This is a genomic window from Halovibrio salipaludis, assembly GCF_002286965.1.
GTDB lineage: Bacteria > Pseudomonadota > Gammaproteobacteria > Pseudomonadales > Oleiphilaceae > Halospina > Halospina salipaludis.
Map to the genome: position 1 here is coordinate 1 of NZ_NSKD01000006.1, position 23,693 is coordinate 23,693.

Here is a 23,693-nt window from a genome sequence, read left to right on the forward strand (position 1 = left end):
ACAAGCTCAAAGACCGCACTCGAATCAACGAGCACTGACTTTGATGATCGCACCGACCACCACAGCCAGCGCCCACACAAATAACCTGACCCCATTGTTAAAGAACCTCAGAAGGCGTTAAGCCCCTGATTGGAAAAACAAAATTCTAAAGCATTTCAGAACTTTGTCAATCCCCGGAACAACTCATCCGCGCCCGAAAGCGCCGCCGCTGTGGGCCGTTGCCCCGAAAGAGATGCGTATTCTACACCCTGCGCCGTGAGCGTCAACACGTTTTTTGAATGACCTGTAACAGCAGCACAAACAGCCACTGCCACAGGTGCGCAATCACCCCTGAGTCGCGTTCTTCCTGCGCCGCAGTCGACGCCAAAGCCAGAGCATCGGCCCGGACAGGGTATACCCCAGGAACGCGAGGAACAGGATGACAGGCGGCTCAATGGCGACTACCGCGAAGGCCAGCACCACCAGCAGTATGGCCGCAAAGGGCACCCGCCCCTTGAGGTCCAGATCCTTGCCGGAGTAGTACAGCACATTGCTCACCATGAGCGTGCCCGCCCCTGTGACAAGAACCACCGCCAGCACTTCCAGCCACCATGACTGCTCCAGCCCATGGAGGCACCAGACCATGCCCGCGACCACTGCCGCTGCCGAGGGACTCGGAAGCCCGACGAAATAGCGCTTATCCACGGACCCGATCTGGGTATTGAAGCGGGCCAGCCTGAGCGCCGACCCCGCCACATAGATGAAGGTCACCACCCAGCCCAGCTTGTCCAGATCGTTGAGCACCCAGAAGAAGGCGACCAGCCCGGGCGCCACGCCGAAGGCGACCATATCCGCCAGGCTGTCGTATTCCTCACCGAAACGGCTCTGGGTGTTGGTCAACCGCGCGACGCGGCCGTCCAGACCATCCAGGACCATGGAGACGAAGATGGCGATGGAAGCCATCGCGAAGTCACTGTTGGAGGCCGCCACAATGGCATAGAACCCGGAGAACAATGACGCCGTGGTGAACAGGTTGGGAAGAAGGTAGATCCCGCGCTTACGCACACGGGATCCGCCCACAACCTCTTCCTCCACCACTTCGGCGCCCTCAATCTCCTCCTCGCCGGCCTCAGCCGGGGGCGACACGTCCTGCTCGGATTCCGCCATCAGGCTACTTCTCCCTTCAATACTACCGGGCGCAGCAAAACAGTCTCACTCGTTACCGACCAGGCGGCTTTTCTGCAGCCACGGCATCATGCCACGCAGCCGATCACCCACTTCGGTGATCTGGTGCTGCTCGGCAATACGGCGCTTGGCCTTGAGCGTGGGCTGGCCCGCCTGGTTCTCAAGAATGAATTCACGCGCGAATTCACCGCTCTGGATCTCGTCCAGGCACTTGCGCATTTCTTTCTTGGTGTCCTCATTGATGATGCGCGGACCACGGGTCACATCGCCATACTCAGCGGTATTGGAGATGGAGTAGCGCATGTCCGCAATGCCGCCCTGATAGAGCAGATCCACAATGAGCTTGAGCTCGTGCAGGCACTCGAAGTACGCCATTTCCGGCGCATAGCCCGCTTCCACCAGGGTCTCGAAGCCGGCCTGGATCAGCGCGCTGGTACCGCCACACAGCACCATCTGCTCACCGAAGAGGTCGGTTTCAGTCTCTTCCTGGAAGCTGGTCTCGATGATGCCGGCACGACCGCCGCCGTTGGCCGAGGCGTAGGAAAGCGCAGTGTCCTTGGCCTTACCAGTAGCGTCCTGTTTAACCGCGATCAGCGAGGGTACGCCACTGCCTTCAACATACTGGCTGCGGACGGTGTGGCCCGGGCCCTTGGGCGCGATCATGATGACGTCCAGATCCGCACGCGGCTCGATCTGGTTGTAATGGATGTTGAAACCATGAGCGAACGCCAGCGCGGCGCCCTTGCCGATGTTCGGCTCGATCTGCTGCTCGTAAAGGGCCTTCTGGTGCTCGTCCGGAGTCAGGACCATGACCACGTCCGCGCCGTTCACGGCATCCTCGATGGTCTGCACTTTCAGGCCGGCTTCTTCCGCCTTCTTCCAGGAGGAGGAGCCCTGACGCAGGCCAACAACCACGTTGCTGACGCCGGATTCCTTCAGGTTGTTGGCGTGGGCGTGCCCCTGGGAGCCGTAGCCGATGATGGCCACTTTCATGCCCTTGATAATGGAAAGATCACAGTCTTTATCGTAGTAGACCTGCATTACGTTCCCCTGTTCAGAGTGTCTTTAAATGGAATTGGCGATTCAGAGCGACAGCACTTTCTCACCGCGGGCGATACCGGAGACGCCGGAGCGCACCACTTCCAGAACGCCCATGGTGCCGACCGCCTGGATGAAGGCATCGAGTTTCTCGCCGTCACCGGTCAGCTGCACCGTGTAGACGGTGCTGGTCACGTCCACGATCTGGCCGCGGAAGATGTCGACCGTACGCTTGATCTCGGCCCGCTGGGCCCCTGTGGCGCGCAGCTTGATCAGCATCAGCTCGCGCTCCACATGGCTGCCCTCGGTGAGATCAACCAGCTTGACCACCTCGATCAGCTTGTTGAGCTGCTTGGTGATCTGCTCGATGACCTTGTCCGAGCCCTCGGTGGTCAGCGTCAGCCGGGACAGCGTCGGGTCTTCCGTCGGCGCCACCGCCAGACTTTCGATGTTGTAGTTACGCTGGGAGAACAGCCCGACCACACGCGAGAGGGCGCCGGGCTCGTTCTCCATCAGGATCGATATGATTCGCCGCATGGTATCAGACCCTCTCCGTCTTGCTGAGCCACATGTCCTTCATCGAGCCGCCGGCCACCTGCATCGGGTAAACGTGCTCGTAGGGGTCCACGTAGATATCGACGAAGACGAGCTGATCCTTCATGGCGAAGGCTTTCTCTAGCACGGGCTCAAGATCCTCGCGCCGCGTTACCGTGAACGCGACATGGCCATAGGCCTCGAACAGCTTCTCGAAGTTGGGCAGCGACTCCATGTACGAGTGCGCGTAACGCGACTCGTAGTTCATGTCCTGCCACTGCTTGACCATGCCCAGGGCCTGGTTGTTCAGGTTGATGATCTTCACCGGCAGGTGGTACTGCTTGCAGGTGGACAGCTCCTGGATGTTCATCTGGATGCTGCCCTCGCCGGTCACGCACACCACCTCCTGTTCGGGCATGTGCAGCTTGATGCCCATGGCCGCGGGGAAGCCGAATCCCATGGTTCCCAGCCCGCCGGAGTTGATCCAGCGGTTGGGTTTGTCGAACGGATAGAACTGGGCAGCGAACATCTGGTGCTGACCGACATCCGAGGTGACGTAGGCATCCCCTTTGGTAACGCGATAGAGGGCCTGGATCGCCTCCTGGGGCATGATGTTGTCACCGTTCTGCTCGTAGTGGTAGCGCGAACGGTACTGACCCCATTCCCGGATCTGCTTCCACCACGCCCCAAGCGCCTCCTGATCCGGCTGCTCCTCGCTTTCACGCACCAGCGAGCGCATCTCCTCAAGCACCGAGTCGACGGGCCCCACAATGGGAACGTCCGCCTGGACCGTCTTGGAGATCGAAGCCGGATCAATGTCCACATGGACGATGCGGGCACCGGGACAGAACTTGTCCGTGGCATTGGTCACACGGTCATCAAACCGGGCCCCGATGGCCAGTATCAGGTCCGAATGGTGCATGGCCATGTTGGACTCATAGCTGCCGTGCATCCCCAGCCACCCCAGCGACTGCGGATCAGTAGCCGGAAAGCCGCCCAGTCCCATGATGGTGTTGGTCACCGGGAACCCGAGCTCGTGGGCGAGATCCGTCAGCTGCTGAGAAGCCTTGCCGAGGACCACACCCCCACCGGCATAGATGACCGGCCGGCGGGCATTCATCATCATGTCCACGGCACGCCGGATCTGGCCGGCATGGCCACGCACCGCCGGATTGTAGGAGCGCATGCTCACCTTTTCCGGGTACTCGTATTCAAAGCGCCCGTTCGGTGCGGTCATGTCCTTGGGAATATCAATCACCACCGGCCCCGGCCGACCGCTCTTGGCGAGATAGAACGCCTTCTTCACGAGCTGGGGAATCTCGGAGGGATGGCGGACCGTCATGTTGTGCTTCACGATCGGCCGGGAGACACCGATCATGTCGGTCTCCTGGAAGGCATCCTCACCAATGAGATGGGAGGCAACCTGGCCACAGAGCACGACCATGGGAATGGAATCCATGGAGGCGGTTGCGATACCGGTGATGGTGTTGGTGGCACCCGGACCGGAGGTCACGAGAACCACGCCGGGTTCACCGGTGGCGCGCGCATAGCCATCCGCCATATGCGTGGCGGCCTGCTCATGGCGCACAAGGATGTGTTTGACATCGTCCTGACGGAACAGCGCATCGTAGATGTGCAGCGCAGCCCCGCCCGGGTATCCGTATATGTATTCAACACCCTGGTCCTTGAGGGACCGGATGAGCATTTCGGCACCAGACAGTAATTCCACGTTGGATCACCCTCTTACACAGCAATCAATGTTCAATGTCTCTTCCACTGCCTGTGCCCTGGAGAAACGCTTCTTGTGAAAGCTGAATCGGGCTCTGTTCCACACCGCCCCGCGAGGAGGTTGGCTCCGGGGCAACTGCACCCTGAGGGTAAAGGTGTACAGCAGGTTGAGTGGTGTGGATGCCGAGGAATTACACTACCGGGATTGCCGCCATGCAATTCAACCGCCTACAGGCACCGTCAATTCTGACAGGGTGTGCCGGAGTGTCAACCGTAAGACCCTGCGTGACGGCACATTTTGCGATCAGCCTGTAATGGGCTAGATTCGGGAGTAAGATTGATCCACACCACGGAGCTCCGCCATGCGCATTTTCCGCCAGCTTTTCCTGCTTGCCGCCCTCTGCATTGCCCTGCCGGCGGGCGCAGAAATCTACCGCTGGACCAACGAGGCCGGCGAAACCAACTTCGGCTCGAATCCTCCCGCCGGTGTTGATGCCGAACGGGTTTCCACGGGAAGCACCAATACCATTGATACCGGTTCACAGCAGACCGAGCAGCAGGACAGCAGCGCCAGCACTGACAGTAATGAGTCCCAGCAGGAAACGGCGGCTGATGGCGAAACACAGGACGGGAAAGAACAGCAGGAAAGAGAGGCGATCCGCGAGAAGAACTGTGAAGCGGCGCGCCAGGCACTGAAGACCCTGGAGCAGAATGCCCGGGTTCAGGTTATGGAGGATGGGGAGCGCCGCTACCTTTCCCCGGAGGAAAAGGAAGCGGAACGCGAACGTTACGAAAAAATCCGTGACGAGAACTGCGACTGAGGCCTCAAGCCTCAGCCCGCAGTAAAGCGGAAGGCGTCGCCTTCCACATTCGCCTGGATGTTGGTGCCCGGCTGGAATTCGCCCTCCAGCAGCTGCTGGGAAAGCGGATTCTCGATGTAGCGCTGAATGGCCCGCTTGAGCGGCCGTGCGCCATAGACCGGGTCGTAACCCACACCGGCGATCTTCTTCATCGCCTCCTCGGAGAGGCTCAGACTCAGCTCCTGCTCAGCCAGACGCGCATTGAGCTGGTCGATCTGGATCTGGGCAATGCCCTCAATCTGCTCCTCGTCGAGCGGATGGAAGACCACCACATCGTCGACCCGGTTAATGAACTCGGGCCGGAAGTGGCTGCTCACCACATCCATCACTGAGCTCTTCATCTGCTCGTACTGGCCTTCGCCGGCCATGGTCTGGATGATGTCCGACCCCAGGTTCGAGGTCATCACGATCACGGTGTTACGGAAGTCCACCGTACGTCCCTGGCCATCGGTCAGGCGGCCGTCATCCAGGACCTGGAGCAGGATGTTGAAGACATCGCCATGCGCCTTTTCGACCTCATCCAGCAGCAGCACTGAGTAGGGCCGGCGCCGTACCGCCTCGGTCAGATAGCCGCCCTGTTCATAGCCGACGTACCCCGGCGGTGCACCAATGAGCCGTGCCACGGAATGCTTCTCCATGAACTCCGACATATCGATGCGCACCATGGCTTCCTCGGTATCGAACAGGAAGTTCGCCAGGGCCTTGCAAAGCTCGGTCTTACCCACCCCGGTGGGACCAAGGAACAGGAAGGAGCCATTGGGGCGGTGCGGATCCGACAGACCGGCACGCGAACGGCGCACCGCATTGGCCACGGCACTGATGGCCTCATCCTGCCCGATCACCCGCTCATGCAGGCTCTGTTCCATGCGCAGGAGCTTGTCCTTCTCGCCCTCGAGCATCTTGGAAACCGGAATGCCAGTCCACTTGCCGACAACCTCGGCGATCTCCTCGTCCGTCACCCGGTTACGCAGCAGCGACATCTCCATCATCTCGGCCTGGCTGGCGCGGTCCAGCTGGCGCTCCAGTTCCGGGATCTGGCCGTACTGGATCTCGGACATGCGCTGGAGGTCCCCGGTACGACGGGCGTTGTCCAGCTCGATGCGCGCCTCTTCCAGTTGCTCCTTCACCCTCTGGGCGCCATGGAGAGAGGCCTTCTCGGTGTTCCAGACCTCCTCCAGATCCGCGTACTCCTTCTCCAGATCCGCGATCTGTTCCGACAGCTCATCCAGGCGTTTCTTGGAAGCTTCGTCTTTCTCCTTCTTGAGCGCCTCGCGCTCGATCTTGAGCTGGATCAGCCGCCGCTCGAGCCGGTCCAGGGATTCCGGCTTGGAATCCATCTCGATCCGGATCTGACTGGCCGCCTCGTCCACCAGGTCGATGGCCTTGTCCGGCAGCTTACGGTCCGTGATATAGCGATTGGAAAGCTTGGCCGCAGCAATGATGGCGCCGTCGGTCACCTCCACGCCGTGATGGACCTCGTAGCGCTCCTTGAGCCCGCGCAGGATGGCGATGGTGTCCTCCTCGGTGGGCTCGTTGACCATCACCTTCTGGAAACGGCGCTCCAGGGCGGCATCCTTCTCGATGTTCTCACGGTACTCATCCAGGGTGGTCGCACCCACGCAGTGGAGCTCGCCCCGTGCCAGCGCCGGCTTGAGCATATTGCCCGCATCCATGGAACCTTCGGTCTTGCCCGCGCCAACCATGGTGTGGAGCTCGTCGATGAACAGGATCACCTGCCCTTCTTCCTTGCCGAGCTCATTCAGCACCGCCTTGAGGCGCTCCTCGAAGTCCCCGCGGTACTTGGCCCCGGCCAGGAGAGCGCCCAGATCCAGCGCGAGCACGCGCTTGTCCTTCAGGCCATCAGGCACCTCGCCGTCCACGATACGCTGGGCCAGCCCTTCGATGATGGCCGTCTTGCCGACACCGGGCTCGCCGATCAGAACCGGGTTGTTTTTCTGGCGGCGCTGCAGTACCTGGATCGTCCGCCGGATCTCATCATCCCGGCCGATCACCGGATCCAGCTTACCGTCCCGGGCCCGGGCGGTGAGATCCGAGGTATACTTGTCCAGAGCCTCACGGTTTTCCTCTGCTGAGGGGTCGTCCACGGTCTCACCTCCACGCATGCTGTCGATGGCCTGGGCCATTGAGTCCTTCGTAACGCCGAATTCCCGGAAGACCTTGCCCAGGGGGCCCTTGTCCTCGGTGGCGGCCAGCAGAAAGAGCTCGCTCGAGATATAGCCATCACCACGCTGCTGGGCGAGCTTATCCGTCATGTTGAGCAGGCGGCCAAGCTCCTGGCCCATCTGGACATCGCCCTGGTTGTCCTTGACACGCGCCAGGCCATCGATGCCCTCGGCCACGGACTGGCGGAAGCGGTTGGGGTCCACACTCAGCTGCTGCAGCAGCCCGCGGGTGCCACCGTCCTTCTGGTCCAGCAGCGCCTGCATCAGATGCAGGGGCTCAATGGTGTTGTTGTCGTTCCCGACCGCCAGTGACTGGGCATCCGCCAGCGCGTTCTGGAGCCGGCTCGTCATCTTGTCGATTCGCATCGATTCATTCTCCCACTGTTCCAGGAACCGTGTGGTGCCATCACCAACGGTTGCTCATTTTGGCTTTGTGGGGAGATATTGGGGCTTTTACCGGCTCTTCAAGCGTTGTCAAGCCAGATCAGGGATGCCATGCGGCCGGTGGTGCCGTCACGGCGGTAGGAAAAGAAGTCCGCCTCATCCGAGAAGGTGCAGGCGCAACCTCCGAAAACGCGCTTAACCCCGGCGGTCTCGAGCCGGTGCCGGGCAAGGCCATAGAGATCCGCATACCAGGTTTCACCCAGCGAGGATGCCGGGCGGAAATGGAAACCAGCTTCCGGATCCTCCGCAATAAAGATCGCACGGACCTCATCGCCCACCTCAAAGGCGGAGGGCCCGATGGCGGGCCCCAGGTACGCCAGAACCCGCGACGGCTCCGGGAAAACACCCAGGGCTGCCTCCAGCACACCCTCCGCCAGTCCCCGCCAGCCGGCATGGGCCACAGCAACCCGGGATCCCCGGTCATCGCAGAACAGCACCGGGAGGCAGTCCGCCGTCATGACCACACAGGCCTGGCCCGGCTGGTCCGTCCAGGCCGCATCCGCCACCGGCGTCTGTTCCATGGCGGGGACACGCACCACCCGGTTGCCATGGACCTGTTCAAGCCAGTGGACAGCCCCTGGAGCCAGCCCGCTGACTCGGTTCAGCTTTGCCCGGTTGGCGTGCACGGCCCCCGCGTCGTCGTTCACATGAAAACCGAGATTGAAGCTGCGCCAGGGACCACTACTGAAACCACCACGGCGTGTGGTGACCAGGGATCGAACCCCGGCAGGAGCAGGCCAGTCCGGAACGAAGACGCTTTCGTCAGACTCCGTGATCATGAAGCGGAACGCCTTTCCTCAAAAGCAGACAGAGCATCCAGAAGCTGACGGAAATCCGCGGGCAATGGCGCCTCCCACTCGCAGAACTCGTCGGTGGCCGGATGCGCCAGCTCAAGGCGGGCCGCGTGCAGGGCCTGGCGGCGGAACCCGTCCAGCACGGATCGAAGCTCCTCATCCGTCCCTCTGGGATAGCGCATACGGCTTCCATAGACCGGATCACCGAGCAGCGGATGACGGATGTGTGCCATGTGAACCCGGATCTGGTGGGTCCGCCCGCTCTCCAGCTGGCAGCGGATGTGACTGAACCCGGCCACGCGCCTGACCAGCCGGTAATGCGTGACCGCCGGGCGGCCATCGGGCACCACGGCCATTTTCTTGCGCTGTTGGGGATGGCGACCGATGGGCTGCTCAATCCGCCCACCACCGGTCAGCTCCCCCAGACAGACGGCCTGGTATTCGCGCCCCATACGCCGTTCCTGCAACTGCGCCACCAGGGAGGTATGCGCCTCCAGGCTCCGGGCCACCACCATGATGCCGCTGGTGTCCTTGTCCAGCCGGTGCACGATCCCCGCCCGGGGAATACGCTCCAGCTCCGGGGCATGATGGAGGAGCGCGTTGACCAGGGTCCCCGCCTCGTGGCCGGCAGCCGGATGAACCACCAGACCCGCCGGCTTGTTCAGCACGATCAGATGCTCATCCTCATGGATGATGTCCAGATCGATCGCCTCCGCTTCCCAGGTGACCTCAGCCTCCGTTTCAGCGGCCACCTCCACGCGGTCGTCCACCAGTACCTGATCCCGTGGCCGGCGTTTCTCGCCGTTGACCGTGAGCTCGCCGGACCGCACCCAACCCTGGATGCGCGAGCGTGAATGCTCCGGCATCAGCCGTGCCACGGCCTGGTCCAACCGCTGGTCGCTGAGTTCCGGCGGTACACTGAAGCTTGCCTCGATGCGTTCTGTGCCGCTTGTCATGGATTGTGCTGTCCTGCCCTCTGCTGGTTCCGAATCATGATCCCGGCCGTTACAATGGCCGTCAACTCACACCCTTTTACATCACAGTATACAGGTAATCGCATGACGCGCCGGTCGCTGCCCCAATCCGAAGGTTCCATCCAGCGCACCGCGGGCCGGATTCTCGCTCCCGTGCTCACCGCCCTGCTTCTGGCTGGCTGTGCCAGCACCGGGGAGGAAACACTGCCCGAGGAGGAGTACTACGAACAGGCCCGCAGTTCCATGAACGCTGGCAACTTCGAGTCCGCCCAGCAGAACCTGGAGGCACTGGAGACCTACTACCCCTTCGGCCGCTATGCGGAACAGGCCCAGCTGGACCTGATCTATGCCCGCTACCAGAACCTCGACCTCCAGGGTGCGCGCAGCGCGGCGGACCGCTTCCTGCGGCTGAACCCCCAGAGCGAGAATGCGGACTACGCGCTCTACATGCGCGGCATCGCCTCCTATTACATGGACCTGGGGCTGGCCGCACGCTACTTCCCCATTGAAGTGGACGCCCGTGATCCCGGACAGCAGCTCCAGGCCTTCGAGGATTTCTCGCAGCTGGTCAGCCGCTATCCGGAAAGCCAGTACACCGCCGACGCCCGCCAGCGCATGATCGCCATCCGTAACCGGATGGCCGGGCAGGAGCTGGCGGCAGCGCAGTACTACATCAAGCGGGAAGCCTATATCGCGGCACTGAACCGCGCACGGACCGTGGTTGAGGAATACAACCGAACGCCGGCGGTGGAAGAGGCTCTGGTCATCATGGCCGAGATGTACGCCCGACTGGGACTGAAACAGGAACGCGAAGACACGGCCCGCGTGCTGGCCGAAAACTACCCGGACAACCCGGCGCTGGACGATGACGGACGCTTCATCCGCCAGACCTTCGGCATCCGGGACCGCTCCCTGGCCAGCGTACTGACCTTCGGACTCATGGGCGGCCCGGAAGAGGAGGAGTGACGGGCTTCAGTCGCCCGCCTTCCACCGGTTGGTGATCGGATAGCGCCGATCCCGCCCGAAAGCACGCCGCGTGATGCGGGTGCCGATGGGGGCCTGGCGGCGCTTGTACTCGTTGATATCCACCAGCCGAACCGCCCGCAGCACATCCTCCCGGTCATACCCCTCGGCGATGATGCCCTCGGCGCTGATATCCTGCTCCACATAGCGCTCCAGGATCCGATCCAGCACCTCGTAGGGCGGCAGGCTGTCTTCATCCTTCTGGTCCGGTGCCAGCTCCGCAGACGGCGGGCGTTCGATGATCCGCTGCGGAATCGCCTCCTCTTCCCGATTACGCCAGCGTGACAGCCGGTAGACCAGTGTCTTGGACACGTCCTTGAGCACACTGAAGCCACCAGCCATGTCGCCGTAGAGGGTGGAGTAGCCCACGGCAAGCTCGCTCTTGTTGCCGGTGGTCAGAACCAGACTGCCGAATTTGTTGGAAAGACTCATCAGCAGGGTGCCACGAATCCGGGCCTGCAGGTTCTCCTCAGTGGTATCCATGGCGCGGTCGCCAAAGGGGCCGGTCAGCGTCTCCATGAAGGCATCGTAGATGGATTCAATGGACAACACCCGGTACTCAACACCCAGGCCATCCGCCATGCGCTCGGCATCCTCCAGACTCATACCCGAGGTGTACCGGAACGGCATCATCACCGCGGATACCCGGTCCGCGCCCAGTGCATCGACCGCCACCGCCAGCGTCAGGGCCGAATCAATCCCCCCGGAAAGGCCGAGCACCACCGAGGGGAAGCCGTTCTTGCCGATGTAGTCACGCAGCCCCACGCACAGGGCCCTGTAAGCCAGTGCATCCTCATCAGGTTCCGGTGCCAGCTCCGTTTCCACCAGGTTTCCATCAGCATCCAGCTGCACCGGATGCAGCGCCTGATCAAAGCGCAGCGCCCGGGCACACTCCTGGCCCTGGCCGTCAAAAGCCAGTGAACCACCGTCAAAGACCAGTTCATCCTGGCCGCCCACAAGGTTCACGTAGATGATGCCCAGATTGTGCGCACGGGCCAGTGTGGCCAGCCGCTCCCGCCGCTCCGGCTGGCGTTCCAGATGGTAGGGGGAGGCATTCAGATTAATGAGCAGCCGGGCTCCGCTATCAGCCGCCGCAACCGCCGGCTGATCGTGCCAGATATCCTCACAGATGGTGACGGCAACCGGCAGCCCCCGCAGCTCAAACACACTGGTGGCCGTTCCCGGAACGAACCACCGCTTCTCGTCAAACACATCCTGGTTGGGCAGGTACTGCTTTGCGGCCTGCCCGAGCACCTGGCCGGAGTCCAGCACCATGGCCGCATTGACCAGGCCCTCATCCGTAACCCGGGGAGCGCCAAAGATCAGGATGGCCTCTGGCATGGCCTCCGCAATATGTTCCAGTGCGCGCTCCACCCTGGTCCCCAGACTCGGACGCAGCAGCAGGTCCTCCGGGGGATAGCCCGTCAGCGCCAGCTCCGGGAAAACCACAATGTCCGCCCCATGCGACCGAACCGCGTCATGGGCCATTGAGAGGATCCCTTCGGCATTACCGGGGATATCCCCGACCGTGGCATTGAACTGGGCCATCACGACCCGCAAACCCGCTGTCATTCCCCTGTCTCCTGTCACCATGGGCGCTGGGACGCTATTATAACCACCTGAATCCATTTTGACGTTCCACTCACACGGAGTCTCCATGGAGGCGTCGCCACAGGCAGCAAAGAAGGACCAGCGGGCCCGTCTTTTCCGCATCTACAACTACTACCGGATCGTCATCAGCCTGCTGCTGGTGGCGCTGCTGCTGCTTGAGACGGATCTGGTCGGCACCAGACTGCACAACGAATGGCTGTTCCAGGCCACGGCCCTCACCTACCTGGCGATGAACATCGTCACGGGCATGCTGCTGCTGGCCGGCTATGCGCTCCGCCCCTGGCACATCACCCTCTCCATCCTGGCGGACATAGTAGCGATCCACCTGCTCGCCTTCTTCAGCGGCGGCATCAGCAGCGGCATCGTGAACCTGGGCATCATCAGCGTGGCAGCGGGCAATATCCTGATTCCCGGCCGGGTCGGTATCTTCTACGCCGCACTGGCCACGCTGGCATCGCTGGTAACAGCCACCCTGCTCCTGCTGCAGGGACTGTCCGGTGTGGATGACATCGTGCGGGCCGGCGTCATGGGGCTCATCTACTTTGCCGCCGCCTTCCTGCTCCAGAACATCACCCGCCGCCTGGCCTCCAGTGAACAGCTGGCCTCGGAACGCGCCCGCAGCATTGAGGAGCTGGAACAGCTCAACCATCAGATCATCCAGCGCATGCATACCGGCATCCTGGTCGCGGAGCCCAATGGGGCCCTCCGGATGGCCAACGCCGCTTCCGGCGAGCTGCTGCTGGGAGAACGCACGGCAGCCCCGCGCCTGACCACCCTGCCCCAGGCGCTCAAGCAGCGCCTTGATCAGTGGCTTGAACAGCCCGGCGAACGCACACCGCCATTCCAGGCCCGCAACGACACGCCCAGTGTGCAGGCGAATTTCATGCGCCTGGACAGCCCACTGGAGCATCTGGTCCTGATCTTTCTGGAGGACACGGGCAAGATCGTCCAGCAGGCCCAGCAGCTGAAACTGGCCTCCCTGGGGCGACTCACCGCCGGCATTGCCCATGAGATCCGCAACCCACTGGGTGCGATCAGCCACGCGGCCCAGCTTCTCGGCGAATCCGATACCGCGGATGATGGCGACCGCCGGATGGCCGGCATCATCCAGCGCCACAGCGAACGCGTGAATGCCATCATCGAGAATGTGCTGGAGCTCTCACGCCGGCGCACAACCAGTGTCCGCCTGATGGATCTGGGCGAGTGGCTGGCCGGGGTGGTCAACGACTATGTGGAGACGGTCCAGGAGCCGGTGCTGATCGACCTGAAACTCTCCGGCGTTCCGGGGTCAGCCCGTTTTGATCCCTCACAGCTGCAGCAGGCGCTGACCAACCTGATTGATAATGGCCTGCGCTACAGCCGTCAGCGAACCGGCCGCCCCCAGCTCACGGTGCGGACCGGCGTGACCGAGGACGGTCAGAGGGCCTATATTGACGTGCGGGATTACGGCCCTGGGCTGGATGAGACCCAACAGGCCTCGCTGTTCGAACCGTTCCACACCACCGAACAGGAAGGCACCGGCCTGGGACTCTATCTGGCACGGGAACTGTGCGAGGCCAACCAGGCCCGGCTCTTTCTGCTGGAGAGCGGCGAGACCGGATGCTGTTTCCGCATCACCTTTGCCCATCCGGGGCGCCGCGCTCTGGATTTCAGTGCCTCGGGCGCCAACCTGACAGGGAATGAACCATGACCGATTACAGGGCCCTGATTGTCGACGACGAGCCGGACATCCGGGAACTGCTTGATATCACGCTCAGCCGGATGGCTGTTGAGTGCACAACCGCCGCCACACTGGCTGAAGCGCGGGACCTGCTCGCCAACCAGGTCTTCCACCTGTGCCTGACCGATATGAGCCTGCCGGACGGCAACGGCATTGACCTGGTCGACTGGATGCAGAGTCAGTGCCCGGACATACCGGTAGCGGTGATCACCGCCTATGGCAGCATGGATTCCGCGATAACAGCGCTCAAGACCGGCGCCTTCGATTTTGTCTCCAAGCCCGTGGAACTACCCCGCCTGCGGGAGCTGGTTGAAAGCGCTCTGCGACTGCCCCCGGAAAACGCTGGCGAGGACCGGGGAACCACTGGTGCCAGAGACGAGGAGCTGTTGCTCGGCGAGTCGCCGGAAATTGACACACTCCGGCGCCAGGCCCGCAAGGTCGCGCGCAGCCAGGCCCCGGTCTACATCAGCGGCGAGTCCGGCAGCGGCAAGGAACTGGTGGCCCGGCTGATCCATGAGCACGGCCCTCGCCGGGAGCATGCCTTTGTTCCGGTCAACTGCGGCGCCATTCCCCAGGAACTGATGGAGAGCGAGTTCTTCGGGCACCGCAAGGGCAGCTTTACCGGCGCTACCGAGAACCGTGAGGGGCTCTTCCAGGCTGCACACCAGGGCACCCTGTTTCTGGATGAGGTCGCAGATCTGCCGCTGCCCATGCAGGTAAAGCTTCTTCGGGCCATCCAGGAGAAGCGTATCCGGCCTGTCGGGGCTAAGGAGGAGGTTGCCGTGGACGTGCGTATCCTCAGCGCCACGCATCGCAATCTCGCCGCACTGGTGGAGGACGGCCTCTTCCGCCAGGACCTGTTCTATCGGATCAACGTGATTGAACTGAGGGTGCCTTCCCTGCGCGAGCGTGCCGCCGATATCCCGATACTGGCCCGGCACATCCTGGAACGCCTGGCACGGGACTACGACCTGCCACCGGCCCAGCTCAGCGACGACGCGGTAACCGCCCTGCAGGCCCACCCGTTCCCGGGCAACGTAAGGGAACTGGAGAACTGCCTGGAACGGGCCTTCACCCTGAGCGAGGAGGATGTGATCCGGGGCGAGGACCTCCAGCTCAACGGCGCCCCCTCACCAGGGTCGGCCCCGGAGGAGAGCGCAGCCATTCCGGAGCCCGGGGAGAGCGGCATGGACCTGGAGTCCTACCTGGAATCCATCGAGCGCACCACCATCGAGAAGGCCCTGGCCCAGACCGAAGGCAACAAGACGGCAGCCGCGCGCTGGCTGGGGATCAGCTTCCGGGCCCTGCGTTACAAGCTCAAGAAGCTGGGCATGGAGTAGCACTTCCGCGAATCCCTTCGTTGCGCTCCCGGGCCCTCTTTGCCTAGAATCCGCTCATCCGAACAGGGATTGAACGGATCTGACAGAAGAGGACTCAGGGATGAGACGCACGGAATGCGGCGTGACGCTGCTCGAACTGATCATCGTCATTGCGGTACTGGCCATTGTGACCACTACCATGGTCCCCGGCCTGCAGAAGCTTTTCGAGAACACCACCCGCCGGACCCAGATGCAGAATATGGTGGGGCTTTTCCATCTTGCCCGAACCGAGGCGGTCAGCCAGGGCACCATCGTGACCATCTGCCCCCTGGATGACAGCAATCAATGCACCGGGGACTGGCAGAAGCCAGTGCATGTCTTTGCAGACCCGAACAACAAGCGCGCGCTCACGGCCGGCAGGCAATCACTGCGCATCAAGGAACCATCGGAATCCGGCTCATGGACGGTACGGGTGGGCAACCGGGGCTATTTCCAGTATCGGCCCAACGGCATGATCCGTGGAACGCTCGGCAATCTGACATGGTGTCCGGAAAGCGGTGACGAGAAAAACGCCGGACAGCTCATCATCAATATGGGCGGACGCCTACGCTACGCTCAGGACCATTCGGGAGATGGGATCGTTCAGGGCAGCAACGGACAGGCCGTAAGCTGCCCCTGAGCGCGGTTACCAGCAGTCGCTGCCGTCGGCGCCACGGTTACCCTGGTTATCCAGTGTGAGCGTGCCGCAGTCGTCACCGCTCTGCCCATTCTTTGGCTGGGCCTGGAGCGTGAAAGAGTTCTGATCAACATTGCCGCTGAAGCTGATGTCATAGAACGCATCCCCTGAATCATACTCACGCGGTGAGTGACTGAAGGGTAGTGCCGGGGCATTGCCATCATCATTCAGGTAGCTGAAGTTCTCGCTGTAGCGGCGCTCCATCCACTGGGCCAGCTCCATCAGGTCGCCCTGGGCCGTGGTGCGCCGGGTCCTCTCCACATGGTTCTGATACGTAGGGAACGCGATGGCGGCGATGATGCCGATGATGGCGACGACGATCATCAGTTCGATGAGAGTGAAGCCACCTACCCTCGCCTTTTCCTCAAACACTGGTGAACTAGCCTCGCCCCACTGCCCTGTCATTGCAGCAACTCACGCCATCCACGCCGACCAAGCCCTTCCACGTCCGCCGATGACGGCGGGATACCGCCAACATCGAGAGTACCATCCGAGAGGGTGGTTACGCGGTAATCCTCTTCACCACCACTAAGCACCTCTGAATCATTGGGCAAGGCGCCCACCTGATAGCCGGCAATCGGCTGTTCAAAATCCAGAAATGCCCGTTCTTCTGGAGTCTGACCATCCAAGCCAAACGCCATAAGCCAACCCTTGCCTCCCTGTGCGCAGGGATTGACGTCAGGAATCATCGAATTAACAAACACGGTATCTCCACGAGTGTCCGCCGACGTTGTAATCCGTTCAAAGCGGTCAGGCAAATCCAAGTACCACCCATGCTTATTGGTATAATCCACAGGATTACCAGACGATTGGCGAATATTGCGGCCTTCGGAAGTGGTTTCCGAAACTGTGCGCTCAACCAAGCCATTACGACTGAGCCCACCGCTACCGTTATCACGAACAGCATAGAAGCTCTGCTGCTGGTCGTCACTGGCGTCACCATTGAACTCATACTGCCCGGTTCCAAAAAGAACCAGGAAATCCTCATCGTCACTGTCCACGCTCGCCACAGGTGTCCGTGTTACACGAGGCGCAGCCGTAATGGGTTGCGGCTTTCCCTGCCTGCTCGGCGTACTGAACAACGGCTGAGGAGTGGCGTTATTCCCATTGCCTGAGGTATAAACCGATCCCCACTCATTCTGGCCAGAGGCAGCCCAAAGGTTTCCTTCCAGATCACCTGCGTAAATACGGTCGGCAATACCATCGGAGTCGGTATCAAGAACCGCCATCGAGGAGAGTCCTGTTGCCCCGTCCCCTGAGTCAAACTCAACGAATTGCCGGTTCTCGTCACTCCAACCGTTCTCAATTCCCCCTTCAAGATCCAGCATGAAGAAGCCGGTTGTATCGGAGCCGGACTTATAGCCATTCGGAAGGAAAACCGTCCATCGAACGTCCGTGTTATTGCCCTGTCCTCCCCAATCCGCGAGCGAAACGATGGGAGCCTGGGTGATCCGACCCATCCGGTTGTCATCCGAATCCGAAAACTCCCAGAGGGCAATATCGTCGGCATTGGCTTCACTGAAGTTGCTGGGATCCGTCACATCCAGTGCAAAGATGCCATTCGCACCAGTACGGCTCCCCCCGAGTAATACAGTGCGCCACTCCCCATCGACGTAAACATCCTGAGTACGTGGTGAGAGATCAACGTAGTAACGATGCTCGTAATCCGGATCCGCAAGGGCATGCAGACCTTCCCCTTGTTCGTCCGAATAAAGGTATTCAGGGACATAGGCAAGGAGTTCCTCCCCGCCATTTTCCGTAGCCTTGAAGCCATGAAGCATCCCATCATTAGCGCCCGCATAGATCACCGGAGTACGCCCCTCCTTCTCCGCAGCAAAGTCAGAATAGGGGGACTCAGAAGGTGCATACGGGGGAACATCCGGCCACCCCGCTTCAGGATCCCCAACATAGGCTGGCGTGGAATTCACGATATCCCCCAGGCGACTCCCGCGCTCACGGAAGGTAGTGCTCTCCTGAGAACGATCACCGCGCAGGAATGCCAGTAATTCCTCTGGGTCATCGCCTACCCCGGCCTGAAGGTCCGCTTGCTGGTCAGAATTGAGCTCATCCCACGCAAAAGGCTTACCTGCCCCGCCTGTAGCCGTAATGATGGTCCGCCCGTTGCTTTCCAGATTGCGCTCATCCAGACGCGCCGCAGCGGACCAGACCCCCTGATCAAAACGGTCGGGAAATGTCACATCCCCGTCGTCCTGTCTCTCGATGGATAATGCCTGGATATCACCGCTCCAACTTGCGGGGTCAAAGGAAGCTGCAAAAGTCAACGCTTCCTCCTGAAGCGTGGCCACATCAAAAGAGACCCCACTGGATGAGGCAGCTTCACTCTCAATCTCGGTGAGCAAGTTGGCCATTTGGCTCCCGAACGTTTCCACATCAGAAGTACTGAAGAACTGTCCCCTAGTATTCACGGAGGCGTGTAACAGATCATCAATCTTCGCGGGGCTCCCTTGAGCCACGTTAACGGGATCCGGCCAGTCATAGGAGGCCAGTTCGGATTCAGGGACGGGGTCCCTGTTTTCGTTACCGGAAAGGGACGCCAACTCATCAAGCACTTCCTGATCGTCAAATGTTCCTTCAACGCCAAGCCCCACCCCATGGGTCACCATGTGCTGCCAGAATGCCGGGTTCTTTTTGGAATCCGGCACGAAATCATCGAGATCCTCACGGATATCCCGCCGCCAGTAATTCATAGCAACGTCAGCAAGGGTGTTACCTGTATCATCAGACCAGAATCCATGAGGCTCGTATTTATAGCTATCTCCAGATGCCTCGTTCTCTATGAGCTCACCCTCTGTACCATCCAAATTCCCAGGTTGAGGAGTGCCGCTCTGATATCTTTCGCTCCAAAAACCGTCCGTCATCAGGATCGTATTGGACTGACGACACTCACGCAGTTCCGAATCGCCGGATGCAGGATCAGCTGCCCAGGATCGGTCGTTTTGCTCATAATACTGCCCCGCCCCATCCAGAGCAGAAAGTAGCGGGGTCCCGCCGTCAGGCTCCACCTCGTCGTACAGGAAATCGTAGAATGACTCCCGATGAGACCCATAAGGGCGAACTCCCTGGGTTACTGTTCTCTGGTTCGTTCCATCCACCGAGTTTGACGCAGTGTTGATTGACCCCCAGCCAAGCCGTACTTCGTCTCCCAGCTGTTCAAATCCTTCGCCGATCGCTGCACGTGCGCTGAACATCCGGGTCCGATAATAGGAATACCAATTGGCGAATTTCTGTTTCAACGGCTCGGGCTGAGTGTTCATTTCCACGTAGGTATAGCACTTATTCTGTTTCGGGTTGTCTTCACACCCTTCAACCGTGCCATCAAACTCGTAATAGAAAGCACCGGACTCCTGGAATGTAGTTCCACTGTGGCGAAAATCATCCTGAAGACCGCGCTTGGTAGTGCCCCCGTTTTCGTTATAAAAGTCCTTGTAGCCGTCGACCCAAGCATTCGTGTAGTCAGCATCCGGCATGCGGTCGTCACTGTTTTCCGCATCGGGTTTCAATGGCGGATTATAGGGACGGTCTGGATCAAAATAGACTGAGTTTACACGCGCTGAATAATACCACTGGTTTTCGACACGCTCCCCGGATGATTCCGGATACTCCCATTCCTGACAACCCTCTTCCCACCAGTTTGATCGAACACAGTCCCCCCTTCCATTACTGGCGTCATATTGGATCTCATCCGGCATGAAGCTCCAGCCCATTGAACCGGAATCGTCAATGACAAACATAACGTTGGGCTGCACCTTGGAACCCACAAACAGGGGTTTATTAGCCAGGTCCGCGCCACTGGCCAAGAGGGGTACCATCAGGAACAATCCCACCAACCAGTTCCGCGCGATTTTTCTGCACATTGCCCCGTTCATAACGCCTCCACTGAAGCCCGCTTCAGGCATCCGGTTCATAGACATAGAATGATTCGATCAGCCGCTTACCATTGCCGTGGTTGCTGCGCGCCATTACCACTATCCGGGCACGGCGCACATCAACGCTGCTCTGCTGGTTACCGTCCCTGAAATCCCTCACTGAACTCGCGACCGAACCGGTTATCTCCGCCTCTCCGAGATCTTCGATGAAATATCGATATTCGGGTGAACGCTCACTCTCAAACCCCTCCACATCAATCGTCTGGGTACTGTTCCCAGTCCAGGTATCACTATCGAAAGGGTCAGGCGCATCATCAGGATCATGGAAGTCAGTCGGCCCCAATGATCCTGCCCGGATGCGGGCCTCCACCTCAGATAATGCAGCGTCGGCCAATTCCAGAGCCACGACACCTTCACGCTGGGCCTGAGCCATGCGGTTCTGCATTAAAGCGCCATCGAGGCTCGAAATACCCAACAGGGTCAGGACAAACAGAATGATCAGGGCAAGCAGTAGCGCTGCCCCTCCCTGTTTACGACGGTGTCCAGCCATTTTATTCATGGTCATCATTCCAGGTTACGATTACGAACAGATGCAGTCGCGGTATAAACACGATAGAGCCGCCCATCCGAGGCCGTGGTTCTGTTGGAGGATTCTGTACAGTCCTGCCCATCCCAGGGCTCTCCCGGGAAACAGTACGTCATCGGATCATTCATCAGGTTCTCGTTCTTTGAACGGACGAGGATGCTGATACGCACCGCACGCACATCCGCCCAATTCGGGTCAACAGCTGAAGGGGAGCGCCAGTCAACAGATCCCGCACCAACTCCATACTGCACCCGCATATCCGCAACGCCCTGAACCAGTTCAGTACCACTGTTTGTTTCAGGATCCCAACGGAACAGCGCGGGTTCAGCATCTGTGGGATTCTCCACGTAATACATCGTTACCCCAAGGCGATTGATCCGCGCTCCTTCGCTGTACAGTCGGCTGGGGCAGTTACTGCCGGAGCACCCATCAAAACCCTCGTCATAGCTATTCCCCGGTGAATGGGTAGTACCGCTGTTTGCGACGATCACGCCCCCACTCTGGACATTGGTCACCTGAACCACATCGCCGCCGATGCAATCCGTCAGGGCGATAATATCGCCCTCTTCCAATCCATCGGCATTGTTCACCTGGAAGTTCGCAGAATTGGGAACATCCTCAACCCGCATTTCGATAGCGTTACCGCTGCCATCACGAGCGGCCTTAACGCCAAGCAACCGAAGGTTGTGACTGTTCGTGATCTGATTGGTAGGCATTGACAGTGAGGAGGAAGGCTGAACCGTCATCACAGCCTCATCAAGGCTCATGTCATGCTGGTCTTCCGAGTACCCTGCATCGTTCTCATCGAGATTATTGACCAGCCCTTCACTCGGGGTGCACCCGAAAAATCCTGCGTTCCGAGCTTCCCGCGTCAGCATTTCCATTGCTATCCGGCCTGCCTCCTGAGTACGCGCGTTCGCTTTCTGCATGTGAAAACTTTTGTTGTTGGCGATAAAAATCTGCACAACACCCAGCATCACAAGAGACGAAATCACCAGAGCAACCATAAGCTCAACCAGGGAGAATCCCTTTTCATGACGATTGGCCATACCTTTTTCCCCAATGCAACCCGTCATCATTGCGACCTCGTATAGACCGTCACCGAATTCATCCCATTCCCATCATTTTGCTGCGACTTCCAGCTAACCCGAATCCGTGCGAGTTCATCCTCAACCGTCAGCGCCACTCCCGCCTCATCACCAAGATGACGTTTTACGACCCGGTTCATTGCACTCTCATCCCACGCCCCGTCATTCACACGGTAATTTTCGGCAACTGTATTGGCATGTAGCGTCGCAATACTGCGCTTCTCAGCCCCGTGGGTCTGCTTAACCGCCTGGGTTTGAAGCCCGACCATACCCAGAAGGCCAATGGACAGGATCAGAACCGCAACGATTACTTCGGTAATCGAGAACCCCGCCTCCCTGGTCTTGGTTAATCTGTTCATTGAATTCCTCCTGTCCCGCTGGCAGCCAAATCAGTTACAACTATTCTTGGTGACCCGAACCTGGCCCGCCGGGGATATGGCCACGAACTGAGGCGCTTCGTCCCCCCCCGCATCAATCTCCAGGCACTTGCTCTGGCCGCCAAACACCTCTCCGACGGCGCGGAACGCGAAAGATTCTCCCGTAAAAGTAACACCATCGGTGATCTCAATACGCTGTATGGTGTTGCCATCCACCTCGATGCTCATTCCGTTCCCCCAGTCTCCATCCAGAGGGTTAATACTTACCTGTTCACCCCTTGAGGCAGCCTCTGAACGAGCGAAATTCAATCCTCCGACCACATCATTGGTGGCGGACGTCAGTCGATTTCGTTCTACAAAAGTATTGAGTGCCGGTACCGCGACGGTAGCCAGAATCGCCGCTATGGCAACCACAATCATCAACTCAAGCAGAGTAAAACCTCGCTGGAGGTTTCCGTCCGAACCAGCAGGCACTTCCATTCCGATACGCTTCATGACACGCCTCGTCCAATCGATGGACACGGTTCAATTGACTCAGTATTGAGGATAGCGCGGGTTACAGAAATGTCAGCCGATGGCCGACGAGCGGAAAGGATCAGGGGATGAGCGGTAAAACGGTGTGAAAGACTTCACACCGGGATGATTACGGAGGCCCGACTCAGGCCTCCACTTCCTTGGCGGGAATCCGGAGTGCCTTGGGCATGCTGAAGACCACGTTCTCCTGCTCGCCTTCCAGTTCATCCGGCGTTTCGCCGCCGAACTCACGCAGGCGGGCCACGACTTCCTCAACCAGGACCTCAGGCGCGGAGGCGCCGGCCGTCACGCCCACGGCGCCCACGTTCTCAAGCCATGAGGCCTCAATCTGGTCGGCCGCATCAATCAGGTAGGCGGGCGTATCCATACGTTCAGACAGCTCGCGCAGGCGGTTGGAGTTGGAGCTGTTGGGTGACCCCACCACCAGCATCAGGTCGCACTCGGCGGCGAGCATCTTCACCGCGTCCTGACGGTTCTGGGTGGCGTAGCAGATGTCGTCTTTTCGCGGGCCTTGGATGGCCGGGAAACGGGTCTGGAGGGCGTCGATAACGCGCGCTGTGTCATCCATGGAAAGCGTGGTCTGGGTAACGAAGGCCAGCTTTTCAGGGTTCTTCACCTGCAGCTTCTCGACATCGGCCTCGCTTTCCACCAGGTAGATGTCGCCGCCATTGCTGCGATCGTACTGGCCCATGGTGCCTTCCACCTCGGGGTGGCCGGCATGGCCGATCAGGATGCATTCACGCCCTTCGCGGCTGTAGGTCATGACCTCCATATGTACCTTGGTGACCAGCGGGCAGGTGGCGTCAAAGACCTGCAGCCCGCGGTCCTGGGCCTCCTGCTGTACGGCCTGGGAGACCCCGTGGGCACTGAAGATCACCCAGGCGTCGTCGGGCACCTGGTACAGCTCGTCCACGAACACGGCACCGCGCTCGCGCAGGTTGTCCACCACGAACTTGTTGTGGACGACTTCGTGGCGCACGTAGATGGGGGCGCCGTACACATCGAGCGCCCGGTTGACGATCTCGATGGCGCGGTCAACGCCGGCACAGAATCCACGGGGATTGGCGAGCTTGATCTGCATGGTCATGATTCC

At 60.2% G+C, this 23,693-nt stretch carries 20 protein-coding genes; 5 read left to right on the plus strand and 15 right to left on the minus strand.

Annotated elements, in window-relative coordinates:
* Nucleotides 1-324: 324 nt before the first annotated feature.
* From pssA to CK501_RS12285, 4 genes are read right to left on the minus strand one after another with little or no spacing between them, the layout of a single operon-like run.
* A complete protein-coding gene (gene pssA / locus CK501_RS12270; protein ID WP_095618039.1) occupies nt 325-1,146 on the minus strand; it encodes a CDP-diacylglycerol--serine O-phosphatidyltransferase in 822 nt (273 codons plus the stop codon).
* A 45-nt stretch (nt 1,147-1,191) separates the two neighbouring features.
* Nucleotides 1,192-2,205, minus strand: coding sequence for a ketol-acid reductoisomerase (ilvC, locus tag CK501_RS12275; RefSeq protein ID WP_095618040.1), 1,014 nt, complete (start codon nt 2,203-2,205; stop codon nt 1,192-1,194).
* Between the two features lie 42 nt (nt 2,206-2,247).
* Nucleotides 2,248-2,739, minus strand: coding sequence for an acetolactate synthase small subunit (ilvN, locus tag CK501_RS12280; protein WP_077529096.1), 492 nt, complete (start codon nt 2,737-2,739; stop codon nt 2,248-2,250).
* A 4-nt stretch (nt 2,740-2,743) separates the two neighbouring features.
* Nucleotides 2,744-4,465, minus strand: coding sequence for an acetolactate synthase 3 large subunit (locus CK501_RS12285; RefSeq protein WP_095618041.1), 1,722 nt, complete (start codon nt 4,463-4,465; stop codon nt 2,744-2,746).
* Nucleotides 4,466-4,826: 361 nt separating this feature from the next.
* Between CK501_RS12285 and CK501_RS12290 the strand changes: the two genes are divergently transcribed.
* Nucleotides 4,827-5,285: a DUF4124 domain-containing protein gene (locus CK501_RS12290; RefSeq protein WP_095618042.1), complete on the plus strand. Its 459-nt coding sequence runs from the start codon at nt 4,827-4,829 to the stop codon at nt 5,283-5,285.
* An 11-nt stretch (nt 5,286-5,296) separates the two neighbouring features.
* Here the strand turns inward: CK501_RS12290 and clpB are convergent, their stop codons facing one another.
* From clpB to rluD, 3 genes are all read right to left on the minus strand, one after another.
* Nucleotides 5,297-7,873, minus strand: coding sequence for an ATP-dependent chaperone ClpB (clpB, locus tag CK501_RS12295; RefSeq protein ID WP_095618043.1), 2,577 nt, complete (start codon nt 7,871-7,873; stop codon nt 5,297-5,299).
* Nucleotides 7,874-7,971: 98 nt separating this feature from the next.
* On the minus strand, nt 7,972-8,730 hold the full coding sequence (pgeF, locus tag CK501_RS12300; protein WP_095618044.1) for a peptidoglycan editing factor PgeF: 759 nt from the start codon (nt 8,728-8,730) through the stop codon (nt 7,972-7,974).
* Complete coding sequence (rluD, locus tag CK501_RS12305; protein ID WP_095618045.1) at nt 8,727-9,701, minus strand: 23S rRNA pseudouridine(1911/1915/1917) synthase RluD; 975 nt, start codon at nt 9,699-9,701, stop codon at nt 8,727-8,729. The genes pgeF and rluD overlap by 4 nt, the downstream gene beginning before the upstream one ends.
* A gap of 102 nt (nt 9,702-9,803) precedes the next feature.
* Here rluD and CK501_RS12310 point away from each other — a divergent pair, with 102 nt between their 5' ends.
* A complete protein-coding gene (locus CK501_RS12310) occupies nt 9,804-10,685 on the plus strand; it encodes an outer membrane protein assembly factor BamD (protein ID WP_095618046.1) in 882 nt (293 codons plus the stop codon).
* Between the two features lie 6 nt (nt 10,686-10,691).
* Here the strand turns inward: CK501_RS12310 and CK501_RS12315 are convergent, their stop codons facing one another.
* A complete protein-coding gene (locus CK501_RS12315; protein WP_198949507.1) occupies nt 10,692-12,314 on the minus strand; it encodes an NAD+ synthase in 1,623 nt (540 codons plus the stop codon).
* 85 nt (nt 12,315-12,399) lie between these two features.
* On the opposite strand from CK501_RS12315, the gene CK501_RS12320 reads away from it, so the two are divergent.
* The 3 genes from CK501_RS12320 (at nt 12,400) to CK501_RS12330 (ending at nt 16,071) form a co-directional block, all read left to right on the plus strand.
* Nucleotides 12,400-14,043 carry a sensor histidine kinase gene (locus CK501_RS12320; RefSeq protein WP_095618048.1) on the plus strand — a complete coding sequence of 548 codons (1,644 nt, stop codon included), beginning with the start codon at nt 12,400-12,402 and terminating at the stop codon, nt 14,041-14,043.
* A complete protein-coding gene (locus CK501_RS12325; RefSeq protein ID WP_095618049.1) occupies nt 14,040-15,413 on the plus strand; it encodes a sigma-54-dependent transcriptional regulator in 1,374 nt (457 codons plus the stop codon). The genes CK501_RS12320 and CK501_RS12325 overlap by 4 nt, the downstream gene beginning before the upstream one ends.
* A 100-nt stretch (nt 15,414-15,513) precedes the next feature.
* The gene (locus CK501_RS12330) at nt 15,514-16,071 is read left to right on the plus strand and encodes a GspH/FimT family pseudopilin (protein WP_095618182.1); all 558 of its coding nucleotides are present in this window, start codon (nt 15,514-15,516) and stop codon (nt 16,069-16,071) included.
* Between the two features lie 6 nt (nt 16,072-16,077).
* Here the strand turns inward: CK501_RS12330 and CK501_RS17095 are convergent, their stop codons facing one another.
* The 7 genes from CK501_RS17095 to ispH form a co-directional block, all read right to left on the minus strand.
* Complete coding sequence (locus tag CK501_RS17095) at nt 16,078-16,533, minus strand: type IV pilin protein (protein WP_095618050.1); 456 nt, start codon at nt 16,531-16,533, stop codon at nt 16,078-16,080.
* Nucleotides 16,530-20,015, minus strand: a complete 3,486-nt coding sequence (locus CK501_RS12340) for a pilus assembly protein (protein ID WP_158223113.1) — start codon at nt 20,013-20,015, stop codon at nt 16,530-16,532. The genes CK501_RS17095 and CK501_RS12340 overlap by 4 nt, the downstream gene beginning before the upstream one ends.
* Nucleotides 20,016-20,037: 22 nt before the next feature.
* On the minus strand, nt 20,038-20,574 hold the full coding sequence (locus CK501_RS12345; RefSeq protein ID WP_158223114.1) for a pilus assembly PilX family protein: 537 nt from the start codon (nt 20,572-20,574) through the stop codon (nt 20,038-20,040).
* Between the two features lie 5 nt (nt 20,575-20,579).
* The gene (locus tag CK501_RS12350; RefSeq protein WP_158223115.1) at nt 20,580-21,650 is read right to left on the minus strand and encodes a PilW family protein; all 1,071 of its coding nucleotides are present in this window, start codon (nt 21,648-21,650) and stop codon (nt 20,580-20,582) included.
* 26 nt (nt 21,651-21,676) lie between these two features.
* Nucleotides 21,677-22,048: a type IV pilus modification protein PilV gene (gene pilV / locus CK501_RS12355; protein WP_095618054.1), complete on the minus strand. Its 372-nt coding sequence runs from the start codon at nt 22,046-22,048 to the stop codon at nt 21,677-21,679.
* A gap of 30 nt (nt 22,049-22,078) precedes the next feature.
* On the minus strand, nt 22,079-22,561 hold the full coding sequence (locus CK501_RS17100; protein WP_095618055.1) for a GspH/FimT family pseudopilin: 483 nt from the start codon (nt 22,559-22,561) through the stop codon (nt 22,079-22,081).
* Nucleotides 22,562-22,724: 163 nt separating this feature from the next.
* On the minus strand, nt 22,725-23,681 hold the full coding sequence (gene ispH, locus CK501_RS12365) for a 4-hydroxy-3-methylbut-2-enyl diphosphate reductase (RefSeq protein ID WP_095618056.1): 957 nt from the start codon (nt 23,679-23,681) through the stop codon (nt 22,725-22,727).
* Between the last annotated feature and the right edge of the window lie 12 nt (nt 23,682-23,693).

Bases quoted from the DNA above. Each gene is read 5' to 3' on its own strand.
- pssA (WP_095618039.1), bottom strand. From the start codon at position 1,146: ATGGCGGAATCCGAGCAGGACGTGTCGCCCCCGGCTGAGGCCGGCGAG.
- ilvC (WP_095618040.1), bottom strand. From the start codon at position 2,205: ATGCAGGTCTACTACGATAAAGACTGTGATCTTTCCATTATCAAGGGC.
- ilvN (WP_077529096.1), bottom strand. From the start codon at position 2,739: ATGCGGCGAATCATATCGATCCTGATGGAGAACGAGCCCGGCGCCCTC.
- CK501_RS12290 (WP_095618042.1), top strand. From the start codon at position 4,827: ATGCGCATTTTCCGCCAGCTTTTCCTGCTTGCCGCCCTCTGCATTGCC.
- clpB (WP_095618043.1), bottom strand. From the start codon at position 7,873: ATGCGAATCGACAAGATGACGAGCCGGCTCCAGAACGCGCTGGCGGAT.
- pgeF (WP_095618044.1), bottom strand. From the start codon at position 8,730: ATGATCACGGAGTCTGACGAAAGCGTCTTCGTTCCGGACTGGCCTGCT.
- rluD (WP_095618045.1), bottom strand. From the start codon at position 9,701: ATGACAAGCGGCACAGAACGCATCGAGGCAAGCTTCAGTGTACCGCCG.
- CK501_RS12310 (WP_095618046.1), top strand. From the start codon at position 9,804: ATGACGCGCCGGTCGCTGCCCCAATCCGAAGGTTCCATCCAGCGCACC.
- CK501_RS12315 (WP_198949507.1), bottom strand. From the start codon at position 12,314: ATGACAGCGGGTTTGCGGGTCGTGATGGCCCAGTTCAATGCCACGGTC.
- CK501_RS12320 (WP_095618048.1), top strand. From the start codon at position 12,400: ATGGAGGCGTCGCCACAGGCAGCAAAGAAGGACCAGCGGGCCCGTCTT.
- CK501_RS12325 (WP_095618049.1), top strand. From the start codon at position 14,040: ATGACCGATTACAGGGCCCTGATTGTCGACGACGAGCCGGACATCCGG.
- CK501_RS12330 (WP_095618182.1), top strand. From the start codon at position 15,514: ATGAGACGCACGGAATGCGGCGTGACGCTGCTCGAACTGATCATCGTC.
- CK501_RS17095 (WP_095618050.1), bottom strand. From the start codon at position 16,533: ATGACAGGGCAGTGGGGCGAGGCTAGTTCACCAGTGTTTGAGGAAAAG.
- CK501_RS12340 (WP_158223113.1), bottom strand. From the start codon at position 20,015: ATGAACGGGGCAATGTGCAGAAAAATCGCGCGGAACTGGTTGGTGGGA.
- CK501_RS12345 (WP_158223114.1), bottom strand. From the start codon at position 20,574: ATGAATAAAATGGCTGGACACCGTCGTAAACAGGGAGGGGCAGCGCTA.
- CK501_RS12350 (WP_158223115.1), bottom strand. From the start codon at position 21,650: ATGGCCAATCGTCATGAAAAGGGATTCTCCCTGGTTGAGCTTATGGTT.
- pilV (WP_095618054.1), bottom strand. From the start codon at position 22,048: ATGAACAGATTAACCAAGACCAGGGAGGCGGGGTTCTCGATTACCGAA.
- CK501_RS17100 (WP_095618055.1), bottom strand. From the start codon at position 22,561: ATGAAGCGTATCGGAATGGAAGTGCCTGCTGGTTCGGACGGAAACCTC.
- ispH (WP_095618056.1), bottom strand. From the start codon at position 23,681: ATGCAGATCAAGCTCGCCAATCCCCGTGGATTCTGTGCCGGCGTTGAC.